Origin of the sequence: Cytobacillus kochii, assembly GCF_044790165.1 — a bacterium.
Lineage (GTDB): Bacteria > Bacillota > Bacilli > Bacillales > Cytobacillaceae > Cytobacillus > Cytobacillus kochii.
The window spans coordinates 4,234,564-4,245,161 of record NZ_CP085254.1; the positions used below are offsets into that span (position 1 = coordinate 4,234,564).

Consider the following 10,598-nt stretch of genomic DNA (forward strand, 5'->3'; position numbering starts at 1 on the left):
CAAAATATTCTTTCTTTTTTCTCCTCGTGTTATTTTCATACTAATCTTATTTTTATGATATTTGAAAACGCATTCATCAATGAATGAACGAAGAGGGGAAGGAAAAAATTGAGTTTGAGTTTAATAGGTATTATTACAATTATAATTATTGTCGCTTTACTGATTAGTGGAAAAGTCAGTCCGATTGTTGCGATGGTGATTCCACCAATTATCGGCGCTATGCTTGCAGGATATAGTTTTGCTGAGGTTGGGGGATTTTTTGAAAGCGGGATAAGTTCTGTTATTAACGTCGCAGTCATGTTTATGTTTGCTATCATCTTCTTTGGTATATTACAAGATGTTGGCCTATTTGATCCGTTAATTAATAAGCTTGTTTCCTTTTCAAATGGAAATATTATCGCTGTAACGGTCGGTACTGTATTGGTCGCAACAGTTGCTCACTTAGATGGCTCTGGTGCATCAACATTTTTATTAACCATTCCTGCACTATTACCTCTGTACAAACGATTAAAAATGAATCCTTACCTATTACTTCTGTTAATTGCGGGAAGTGCAGGGATTGTCAATATGATTCCTTGGGCCGGCCCTTTAGGAAGAACAGCGTCGGTATTAGAAATGGATGTAACGGAGCTTTGGCAGCCGCTTATTCCTATCCAACTTATTGGATTTGTATTAATACTCTCATTGGCCGTTTATATGGGTATAAGGGAGAAGAAACGTATTACAAAAATGTATGGTTCCTTAGAAGCAGCTGCTGCGATTGAAGTTGCTGAAGACTTCCATGATCAAGAAGCAGAAAAGGCAGCAGCAAATCACCTCGCTAGACCCAAGCTAATTTGGGTGAATGCAATCTTAGCCCTGCTCGTCTTAGGGGTTCTCGTATCAGGTATTATCCCTGCAGGACTGGCCTTTTTAATTGGTGTTAGTATCATCTTACCTATTAACTTTAGAACAGTAGATGAGCAAATGGCGAGAGTTAAAGCTCATGCACCAGGAGCAATGACAATGGCATCCATTATCATCGCAGCAGGTCTATTTTTAGGTGTCCTCAATGGAACCGGTATGTTAACAGCTATCGCTGAGGATGCAGCTAGTATTTTACCTGCCTTTATTGGCCCATTTGTCCATATTATCGTTGGAATACTTGGTGTTCCTTTTGATCTAGTGTTGAGTACTGATGCGTATTACTTTGCTTTATTACCAGTAGTTGATCAAATTGCATCCACATACGGAGTCGCTTCTTTATCAACGGCTTATGCTATGATTATTGGTAATATTGTTGGTACCTTTGTCAGTCCACTTGCTCCAGCTGTTTGGCTTGCCCTAGGTCTTGCTGGTCTTGAGATGGGCAAACATTTACGCTATTCTCTCTTCTGGCTTTGGGGACTAAGTATTGTGCTCGTTCTGACTGCTGTAGTCATTGGTGTGATATAAATATGATTCGTTCGCTACTAATCTACAAGTTCTACTTGTTTGTTGGTAGCGATTTTCTAATTAAATGACTAACCTTTGATCTGTTTTCAATGCATCCAACCATTTTATCGTCAACAGTTTTGGCAATGGAATGGAACTGGACAAATTTATCGCATTTATAACGAATCTGAGCTAGTTGAATCTCATATACTCGCGCTGTGGTCATTTCTCCATAAACCTCTTTTCTGTTATTAGTCGTGATTCTCGCTTTTGCGCTACTTATCTTTTCCTTTCTTCTTTTATTAGTCGCGATTCTCAATTTTGCACTACTTATCTTTTCCTTTCTTCTTTTTTTAGTCTGGATTTCTGCTTTTACGCTACTTATCTTCTCCTCTCATCTTTTATTAGTCGCGATTCTCGCTTTTGTGCTACTTATCTTTTCCTTTCTTCTTTTTTTAGTCGCGATTCTCGCTTTTGCGCTACTTATCTTTTCCTTTCTTCTTTTTTTAGTCTGGATTTCTGCTTTTACGCTACTTATCTTTCCCTCTCTTCTTTTTTTAGTCGCGATTCTCGCTTTTGTGCTACTTATCTCTCCCTCTCTTCTTTTTTTAGTCGCGATTCTCGCTTTTGCGCTACTTATCTTTCCCTCTCTTCTTTTTTTAGTCGCGATTCTCGCTTTTGTGCTACTTATCTCTCCCTCTCTTCTTTTTTTAGTCGCGATTCTCGCTTTTGCGCTACTTATCTTTTCCTTTCTTCTTTTTTTAGTCGCGGTTCTCAATTTTGCGCTACTTATCTTCTCCTCTCTTCTTTTTTTAGTCGCGATTCTCTCTTTTGTGCTACTTATCTTTTCCTTTCTTCTTTTTTTAGTCGCGGTTCTCAATTTTGCGCTACTTATCTTTTCTTTTCTTCTTTTATTAGTCGCGGTTCTCTCTTTTGTGCTACTTATCTTTTCCTTTCTTCTTTTTTAGTCGCGGTTCTCGCTTTTGCGCTACTTATCTCTCCCTCTCTTCTTTTTTTAGTCTGGATTTCTGCTTTTACGCTACTTATCTTCTCCTTTCTTCTTTTATTAGTCGCGGTTCTCAATTTTACGCTACTTATCTTCTCCTCTCTTCTTTTATTAGTCGCGATTCTCTCTTTTGTGCTACTTATCTTTTCCTTTCTTTTTTTTTTAGACGCGATTCTCTCTTTTGCGCTACTTATCTTTCCCTTTCTTCTTTTATTAGTCGCGATTCTCTCTTTTGCGCTACTTATCTCTCCCTCTCTTCTTTTTTTAGTCGTGATTCTCAATTTTGCGCTACTTATCTTTTCTTTTCTTCTTTTATTAGTCGCGGTTCTCTCTTTTGCGCTACTTATCTTAGAAAAAAACGATGTTTAGACGACATTATATTATTTTCTATTTGAAAGAGTCCGAGGGTGAAATGATAGTAAAAATCACTTTCACATCTAATAATTTTTTTTCAATTCCATTTATCATCTATCTTTTATTGTTTCTTTTATCCATTTTTAGTACAATTAAGAAAAATCTTACTATTAATCTAGCAGAGGACGTGATGTGCATGAAACCTCAAATCACTGTGATTACACTAGGAGTCGATGATTTAGAGAAGGCTGTTTATTTTTATCATCATGGTCTTGGATTTCCGACAGACGGAATTGCTGGTACAGAATATGAACATGGTGCTGTCGCTTTCTTTGACTTACAACCAGGTTTGAAAATGGCATTGTGGAAACGGGAGGATTTGGCTCATGATGCTCAAATTCAGCAGGGGCCAGCTAGTGCCACGGAATGTTCACTTGGTCACAATGTGAATAGTAAGGAAGAAGTAAATACAATCATGCAGCGTGCAAAAGAAGCAGGTGCGACGATTACAAAGGAAGCGCATGAGACTTTTTGGGGCGGATATGCTGGATATTTTCAAGATCTGGATGGACATCTTTGGGAAGTTGTATGGAATCCAGCTTGGTCTTAATTCATATTGAGGGATGAAGAAATGAAATGGATAACTGTATTAAATAGTCTGACACTCATATTATTCACCGTTCTTTTCTTTGCTGATTATTTTCCTAAAAGTATAGTAGCAGAGACAATACCTCAAGGCATCTTACTCCTTTTGTTAATTGGCATCCTAATTGGGAAGGGGTATCTTGACAAACATGCCTACAGTCTGAAAGATCAAATCATTTCCTTTCTTTATATGATCTTTTTAATGAGTCTATTCACTTTTCTAGGGGGGAAATCTCAAATTGGCTTTTCTTTTGATGGTTATCTCTTCTGGTTTTCAAGCATCATCGCCTCCATCAATATATATAAAGAGTGGAAAGAGATGAAACAGGAGGAGGTTATAACAGCTAACTAGACACGCTATGCTTATTTGTGCCGTTTTTGTTCTTCCTTCTTTTCGAATTTGATCACAGCTTGTCCAATTGTTACTAATAGCAACAATACCCCTACACCTATGACTAAATAGAGAATCGTAAACCCATTCATTACTTATTGTTGGGATCTGGAACTAGACCTGAATTCACACTGGAAGGAATGAGACTGACAAATGCATAAAAAAAGAATCAATCCAATTCCACCCTCTTGTTTGTGATAAAACATCGTACCAGAAAGAAGAATAAATAGCAGTGTGAATTGCTCGATACACTGCCGAAAGCAGTCGACCAATTGTAATAACTAAGGAAATCATCCACTCTTGCCCTTTCTTCTATTGATTTCCTTATTTGTTTGTATCAACATTCAGTTTTATACTCTTTACCTATTAGTCATAAGGAGTGAAATACAGATGAAAGAAAAATTCAAAATTGCTATCATCTTAATTATGGTTGCCTCACTTGTTTCCTCTTTTGTACTCTTCTTTATCGGATATTACTTTGTCGGTTTTTTTGTTGGAGGGTTATTCATATGCATCGCTAGTATTGTGGGTCAATATGCGAACCAAACAAGTGCAATATATGTGCAAAAACACAATAGAAGAGACCTATAACGTTATCTCTCAAATATTTGCATACGCTTTTTCTCTATTTCCTGTAGTTTATTCTGCATGACATCTTTTTCACCTCTAATTTGATGAAGCACTGCCTGCACTTTTCTTTTTGTTTTCTCTGTCTCGTCATAGCTATCATTAATCTTTCCATGAACGACCCAATCAACAATAATACCATCGAAGAAATAATCAGCAAAGGTTAACAGATTACCGATCTCATGTTGAGAGGAAAAATGATTGTCTATATCCAAAAGCTCTTCTTGGAACTGTCTTAACAACCGTTGTGCAATATGAATCGCTGATTTCGCTTGATCTAAATGGCTATGCTTCATCGCAGTAGAAAGGGCTCCGCCACCGAACATATCAAAAGTGGACCAACTTTTTGACGAAGAGAGTGAATCTAAAGCTTGATCAAATGCTCTTACGGTCCTGCTACCAACTTCAATCGCTTCTTCAAATTCCTTTAAATTGGCGTGCACTTCCGCTTCTTCATTTGCCAAATCAAATAATCGCTTACTTCCCATCTCATCATGAGAATGAATCATTCGCTCTTTTTCTTTTAATAATGACTTATATTGCACATCTGCATCGGCTACTTCTTGCCACTTCCCTTTATATTCAATAAGCTCTGCATTCATATCATCAATCGCTTCAATCGCTTCAGTATATTTCAATTTGGCCGCTAACACCTCTTGTTGTTCTTTATCTAACTTCTCGAGCTTCTGCCCTGTAATCGTATAGAAAATGTTTGTTAAACTAAATCCTTCTAGCTTTTTCACATCTTCTTTTTCTTTTTCTAATTGAATTTGTAATTGTTCCTTCTTCAGGCCCTCTTCTCGTAAGTGGTCTGTCAGACGTTCTATATGCATTTCGTATTTCTGTTTCTTTCTTTGATTATCCTTCGTTATAGCTAAACGCTCATTAATATTTTGAAACATTGCCATCCCCCTTGAAAAGGTTCTAATGATATCTTTACGTTTTAAATGGAATAAAGTTTCAGTTTTTAAAACGATCTCCTGTGTTTGCATAAATGATGGTAAAAAGAAGAATGGCTACAAATAGAACCATACCTAGTATATAGAGCCAAGTTAATTTCAATAGATCACTTAATGCCCATAATAGGATGCTTAAACAGATACCATAGATCACCTTGCTCATGAATTTACACAAAGCGACCCGATTGTATTTAGCTTTCTCACTATCCGACATTGTATTAAAACCCGCAATTAACCATGCACCTTTTCCTTTTGATAGAACAATAGCGAAAATAAGGAATGGGATAAGGATGATGATATAAATGATGAAACTTGTCATCATTGACTCTCCTTTTTATATTTAGTATAAATCTTCAGTCAAAAGTTATCTAATTACTGATTTAATGAAAAAGAGAAAGGATTAAACGATCGACGAACCGCACTCATTTTATTAGATGGGTGCCTCTCGACGAGCTGAATTCACCTGAAGTTCATTTAACTATGGGAATTTCTCTTATTACATCAATCTCGTAAAAACAACCATTGTCCCAGGAATTGCGATAATCATTGTACTGAAAAGGACAATTAATACTTGGTTCGCGCTCAATTGCCACATACCTAAAGACCCTTGTCCAGTAATTAAGAATAATATCAAAATAACAACAAACAAAATAAAATAATTCGCAGTCATTGCCTTACCAATAATTGCTTTCGCTCGCTCATCCCTAGGAAAAATATGCGGAGATAAATATGCAAAGAAAAGTTGACTCACACCCAATGCCAAGATCATGACAGAATCAACAAACTCCCCTCGAATAAAATCTTCATAAGAGAAATAAATACCTAAAGTAGTTAATAACACACCTAAACTTAAGTACAGATAACGATTTTCTTTCGCCTTACCTACCACCTGCGCCACTTCCTTTCAAAACAAAACAATCTAGATAATCTTGTATTTGTTTAGCCATATTAAATGTTAAGTTTACTTTACAATATTTGATTATGCAGAGCAAGGTACAATTGATCGTTTTGTGTACTACATACACCGTTATAATGAAATCTCGGTGAGCACAGAACCCCTATTTTTGCGGGATTGGAATGAATTAAATGGATGAAGATATTGTGAGTGGTTTTATCGTGCCGGTCGCTTCACCTCAGTGAACCTGGACTTACTTTAGGCTAGGAGTTTTGGCAGATAACCTTCTTTTCTCATGTGATTTACTGCTTTCACGCAATTGTGCTCAGACCTCCTTTCGCTTTTGCGCGTATTCGAGCTTTTCGCGCAATTCCGCTCGGGCTTCCTTCCACTTTTGCGCGCATTTTGATTTTGCGCGCAATTCTGCTCGGACACCCTTTCGCTTTTGCGCGTATTCGGGCTTTTCGCGCAATTCTGCTCGGGCTTCCTTCCACTTTTGCGCGCATTTTGGTTTTGCGCGTAATTCTGCCCGGACTTCCTTCCGCTTTTGCGCGTATTTTGGTTTTGCGCGCAATTCTGCTCGAATTTCCTTTCGCTTTTGCGCGTATTTGAGCTTTTCGCGCAATTCTGCTCGGACACCCTTTCGCTTTTGCGCGTATTTGACCTTTTCGCGCAATTCTGCTCGGACACCCTTTCGCTTTTGCGCGTATTTGACCTTTTCGCGCAATTCTGCTCGGACACCCTTTCGCTTTTGCGCGTATTTGACCTTTTAGCGCAATTCTGCTCGGACACCCTTTCGCTTTTGCGCGTATTTGACCTTTTAGCGCAATTCTGCTTGCCAATCGATCATGTTTTGCGCGCTAGTCGGATTCACGCTCAAAAGGTCTTGGAGATGGCTAATGAAGTTGTAGTTATATAAATATTCGACCTAACACCTAACTTTATTTACACATTCTAAGTAATTGAAGATGGTGACTTGATAGCTTGACTTTCGACTTTAATAGATTTTGTCTTTCTTGATGTGATTTAGTAGAACCTTTCATTATCAGATACGCTGTTGAAACTAATTAAGCACGAAGAAAAAGAATAATTATTTTTCTTATTTCGTTATTTTTTTATTGAAAAACAATAAATAACCTGTTAAAGTAACATTAACAAAATTCGGAGGTATCCATTCATGTTTTTTTCCATACAACAGCTCGTACGATTTGGTTGGTCACAGGCATTATCTTGTATTTTTCCAGTTGTTATTTTTGCATCATTGGCAATTACGCAGATCATCCCCCTCCCTCTATTACCAAGATACGATTGGCTCCTGCTCATTTGTATAGTGACTCAGTGGTTAATGATTCGTTCTGGACTTGAAACGAAAGATGAGTTGAAAGTCATCACTCTTTTTCATATCATTGGGTTGGCATTGGAGATCTTCAAAGTACATATGGGGTCATGGGCTTATCCAGAGGAAGCTTACTCGAAGGTTTTCGGGGTTCCCTTGTATAGTGGCTTTATGTATGCAAGTGTGGCGAGTTATTTATGTCAGGCTTGGCGAAGGCTAGATGTTAAATTAATCAAATGGCCACCTTTTATATTGTCAGTGCCACTCGCTACAGCTATCTATTTAAACTTTTTCACTCATCATTTCTGGATTGATATTCGTTGGTGGTTAGGCGCGGCTGTAATAGTTGTATTCTTCAGGACTTCGGTAGCGTATAAAGTTGGTCAAAAGTTTTACCATATGCCACTGGCCCTCTCGTTTGTACTCATCGGCTTCTTTATTTGGATTGCTGAAAATATTGCCACTTACTTTGGGGCGTGGCAATATCCAAACCAAACAGAAGCATGGAGTTTGGTTCATTTAGGAAAAGTAAGTTCATGGCTCTTACTTGTTATCGTGAGTTTTCTGATTGTCGCGACTTTGAAAAGAGTGAAGGAAAAGCAACCTACCATCCGATTAAAAGTGGATGATTATGAATCCCTTCACTCTAACAGATTAGGAGAAAACTAAAAATAGTTGCTCACACTTCTTAATCATTTTGTCTCCACTTGTGTGGGCATTCCCTATTTGCCCACACTTCCTGCTCATTTTGTACCCTCTTGTGTGGGCATTCCCAATTTGCCATACTTTTTGCTCATTTTGTACCCTCTCGTGTGGCCATTACCTATTCGTCATACTTACTGCTAATTTCGACTCATATTGTGTGCTCACTCCCATTCCCCTTGATCAGTCTACCCGCTTGGCTTTATCTCTCTTTACCTCTTGACTTATTTTATTTTGCCAACCTCCCTTTTTAGAACCCGCTGGTACCACGAAAAAGCACGAACAAAAAATTGCTCGTGCCTCCAATTTATCTAGATAAAAATCCTTTAGAGATTGTTTTAAAGATCTCCATACCTGACATAGCCCCGTAGCTGGCCTTTGTGTTTTTGGTTGGCGAGAGTGGTGTAATGAACGGGTGGTTAGATTTGATTAGTAGTGGACGGTCGAGTACAATTAGTTCTCCTGCTTCTACTCCCTTTTGTACCTCTACTGTATGGTCGAGTTTCATCCCGGTATCCAACTGTCTTCGTTCGACATAACCTCCAGCACCAAGGATATAACTCACTTGTTTTTTATCTGTGTGTTTAATCGTTTTTACCGGAACAGTCGTTGCTCCCTGTACTTCATTGGTAACGATTTTTACGTTGACATGCTGGCCAAAAACGCTTGTTCCATCTTCTGGCTCGGTTAATTGTACCGTATACAAGTAGCTATTCTCCTTGCCAATCTCTGGTGTTTCTTCTGGATATACGGAAACGGTATCAATAGTCCCTTCTAATTGTTTATTACTATTTTCATAAGTAATCAGGACCTTCATGCCCGGTAAGATTTGTTGCACTTCATCCTCTGTTAATTCCCCTTCGATTTTTTGCTCGTTAGAGATGATTGTGAGAATGGGGTTTTCAAGCGTATGCTTCAATTCCTTTACCGTTCCTGAAATCATGCTTTCTGCAGTGAGTTCTATCATGCTTGAGTCAGCTGCGGTTAACATTTCTTCGTATTTCTCGATTTCGCTTTCCAACTTACTTTTATCCAATTCTTTATTCTCTATATCGCGAGCGATCGATTGTTGTATATACGCTGTGCTATCAAATGGCTCTACTTGTACAATAATTGAATCATCATTTGGGGTCTGCAATTGCTGACTCGTTCCTGTTGACGAAGCTGGCATTGTGTTCGATGTGGCAAGTAACTGTTCCATCTGAGAAATATGCTGATCTAAACTCGCCACTTCCTGATTGAGACGATCGATTTCCATTTGAAAAGCACTCTTTGTTTCATTAATATTTTGTGGGGAATATTCAAGTACGGCTGTGCCTGGTTCTACTGCCTGACCTTTCTCCACAAGAAAGCCCTGAAAACTTCCTTTATCTTGATCGTGGTAGAAAATCTGCTCTTCCTTTGGCATAAACATACCAGCAACAGGTAGCGTTTCTATTAAATCCTGTTCGTTGGCAACGGTCCATCTTGAAATATAGTTTACGCGGTTAATCTCTTTTTCACTTGTAAATATAAGTGTGATATTCAAAGCAATGAACAACGTAATCACTGCTGCTATCAAAAGCTTCCATTTCAGCTTCATGAGAGAACCCCTTCTTAAATAATATTTTCGAATTTAATGTATGAAAGTAAGGATGATATAACGGCAACAAATAAATAAAAACCTATTAAAGTCCAAATAATAAAACGTGGGGACCGCTCAGATAAGTGGCGATAATACTTATATGTAAGAATGATAGCCCATACTTTGAATAACGTAATATTGGCTAGTAAGAATATAATGAGCTCAATCGAAGTAAACGTTTGGGCGATAATTCCTAGTGAAAATATATTCGATTCAGCACTGATTCCTAAAAACAAATGTACTGGAATGAAAACTAATTTTTCTATTAAAAATATCATCGTAATAATCAGTTGCACAAATAATAATTTACGATAATCTACTTCTAATATGGTCCAAAAAAAGAGTGAAGGGATAAAGATAGCTAATAATATCCAGATGAGTCCCCATGTTACCTGTCCCGCAGCAAAAAGAGTTTGATAGGCTTCATATCCACTCCTCGTTAAATCTGGCAATGATCTTGAAACATACTCACTACCTATACCGAAAAAAGCTGAAATGCCTGCAATAATGATACTCGCTAAAGTAAGCCAAACAACCGGTTTCCATAAACCGACAACTTCCTCCTCTTTTCCCAATTGATATGCGACAAATTGCGGCTGTTTCAATCCACGGAAAAGAGGTACTCGTTCACTCATACTATGTCCCC

Annotated in this window: 14 protein-coding genes; 5 read left to right on the forward strand and 9 right to left on the reverse strand. The window is 38.0% G+C overall.

Going from position 1 to position 10,598, the window contains the following annotated elements:
• Positions 1-108: 108 nt before the first annotated feature.
• On the forward strand, positions 109-1,434 hold the full coding sequence (locus LG276_RS21615; RefSeq protein ID WP_224936721.1) for a CitMHS family transporter: 1,326 nt from the start codon (positions 109-111) through the stop codon (positions 1,432-1,434).
• Positions 1,435-1,465: 31 nt separating this feature from the next.
• On the opposite strand, the gene LG276_RS21620 is transcribed toward LG276_RS21615, so the two are convergent.
• From LG276_RS21620 to LG276_RS21630, 3 genes are all read right to left on the reverse strand, one after another.
• Positions 1,466-1,732, reverse strand: coding sequence for a hypothetical protein (locus LG276_RS21620; protein WP_404292854.1), 267 nt, complete (start codon positions 1,730-1,732; stop codon positions 1,466-1,468).
• A gap of 75 nt (positions 1,733-1,807) precedes the next feature.
• Positions 1,808-2,293 carry a hypothetical protein gene (locus LG276_RS21625; protein ID WP_404292856.1) on the reverse strand — a complete coding sequence of 162 codons (486 nt, stop codon included), beginning with the start codon at positions 2,291-2,293 and terminating at the stop codon, positions 1,808-1,810.
• Positions 2,294-2,355: 62 nt separating this feature from the next.
• A complete protein-coding gene (locus LG276_RS21630) occupies positions 2,356-2,700 on the reverse strand; it encodes a hypothetical protein (RefSeq protein WP_404292858.1) in 345 nt (114 codons plus the stop codon).
• 269 nt (positions 2,701-2,969) lie between these two features.
• On the opposite strand from LG276_RS21630, the gene LG276_RS21635 reads away from it, so the two are divergent.
• From LG276_RS21635 to LG276_RS21645, 3 genes are all read left to right on the forward strand, one after another.
• Entirely contained in the window at positions 2,970-3,383 is a 414-nt protein-coding gene (locus LG276_RS21635; RefSeq protein ID WP_404292860.1) for a VOC family protein, read from the forward strand.
• Between the two features lie 21 nt (positions 3,384-3,404).
• Positions 3,405-3,770: a hypothetical protein gene (locus LG276_RS21640; RefSeq protein ID WP_341058036.1), complete on the forward strand. Its 366-nt coding sequence runs from the start codon at positions 3,405-3,407 to the stop codon at positions 3,768-3,770.
• A 429-nt stretch (positions 3,771-4,199) separates the two neighbouring features.
• Positions 4,200-4,400, forward strand: coding sequence for a hypothetical protein (locus tag LG276_RS21645; RefSeq protein WP_341105489.1), 201 nt, complete (start codon positions 4,200-4,202; stop codon positions 4,398-4,400).
• Between the two features lie 2 nt (positions 4,401-4,402).
• On the opposite strand, the gene LG276_RS21650 is transcribed toward LG276_RS21645, so the two are convergent.
• The 4 genes from LG276_RS21650 to LG276_RS21665 form a co-directional block, all read right to left on the reverse strand.
• On the reverse strand, positions 4,403-5,338 hold the full coding sequence (locus tag LG276_RS21650; protein ID WP_341105488.1) for a hypothetical protein: 936 nt from the start codon (positions 5,336-5,338) through the stop codon (positions 4,403-4,405).
• A gap of 58 nt (positions 5,339-5,396) precedes the next feature.
• Entirely contained in the window at positions 5,397-5,714 is a 318-nt protein-coding gene (locus LG276_RS21655; protein ID WP_251162289.1) for a DUF3784 domain-containing protein, read from the reverse strand.
• 177 nt (positions 5,715-5,891) lie between these two features.
• Positions 5,892-6,284, reverse strand: coding sequence for a hypothetical protein (locus LG276_RS21660; RefSeq protein ID WP_404292863.1), 393 nt, complete (start codon positions 6,282-6,284; stop codon positions 5,892-5,894).
• Positions 6,285-6,615: 331 nt separating this feature from the next.
• Positions 6,616-7,017 (reverse strand): hypothetical protein, encoded by a 402-nt coding sequence (locus LG276_RS21665; RefSeq protein WP_404292865.1) that lies wholly within the window; start codon positions 7,015-7,017, stop codon positions 6,616-6,618.
• Between the two features lie 450 nt (positions 7,018-7,467).
• On the opposite strand from LG276_RS21665, the gene LG276_RS21670 reads away from it, so the two are divergent.
• Entirely contained in the window at positions 7,468-8,295 is an 828-nt protein-coding gene (locus LG276_RS21670; RefSeq protein ID WP_251162292.1) for a DUF817 domain-containing protein, read from the forward strand.
• 340 nt (positions 8,296-8,635) lie between these two features.
• Here the strand turns inward: LG276_RS21670 and LG276_RS21675 are convergent, their stop codons facing one another.
• Both LG276_RS21675 and LG276_RS21680 read right to left on the reverse strand, forming a co-directional pair.
• Positions 8,636-9,910, reverse strand: a complete 1,275-nt coding sequence (locus LG276_RS21675; RefSeq protein WP_404292867.1) for an efflux RND transporter periplasmic adaptor subunit — start codon at positions 9,908-9,910, stop codon at positions 8,636-8,638.
• 14 nt (positions 9,911-9,924) lie between these two features.
• Positions 9,925-10,587: a hypothetical protein gene (locus LG276_RS21680; protein ID WP_341105476.1), complete on the reverse strand. Its 663-nt coding sequence runs from the start codon at positions 10,585-10,587 to the stop codon at positions 9,925-9,927.
• Between the last annotated feature and the right edge of the window lie 11 nt (positions 10,588-10,598).

Coding starts and splice junctions, on each gene's coding strand:
- LG276_RS21680 (WP_341105476.1), bottom strand. CDS start 10,587: ATGAGTGAACGAGTACCTCTTTTCCGTGGATTGAAACAGCCGCAATTT.
- LG276_RS21635 (WP_404292860.1), top strand. CDS start 2,970: ATGAAACCTCAAATCACTGTGATTACACTAGGAGTCGATGATTTAGAG.
- LG276_RS21645 (WP_341105489.1), top strand. CDS start 4,200: ATGAAAGAAAAATTCAAAATTGCTATCATCTTAATTATGGTTGCCTCA.
- LG276_RS21650 (WP_341105488.1), bottom strand. CDS start 5,338: ATGTTTCAAAATATTAATGAGCGTTTAGCTATAACGAAGGATAATCAA.
- LG276_RS21670 (WP_251162292.1), top strand. CDS start 7,468: ATGTTTTTTTCCATACAACAGCTCGTACGATTTGGTTGGTCACAGGCA.
- LG276_RS21640 (WP_341058036.1), top strand. CDS start 3,405: ATGAAATGGATAACTGTATTAAATAGTCTGACACTCATATTATTCACC.
- LG276_RS21675 (WP_404292867.1), bottom strand. CDS start 9,910: ATGAAGCTGAAATGGAAGCTTTTGATAGCAGCAGTGATTACGTTGTTC.
- LG276_RS21655 (WP_251162289.1), bottom strand. CDS start 5,714: ATGACAAGTTTCATCATTTATATCATCATCCTTATCCCATTCCTTATT.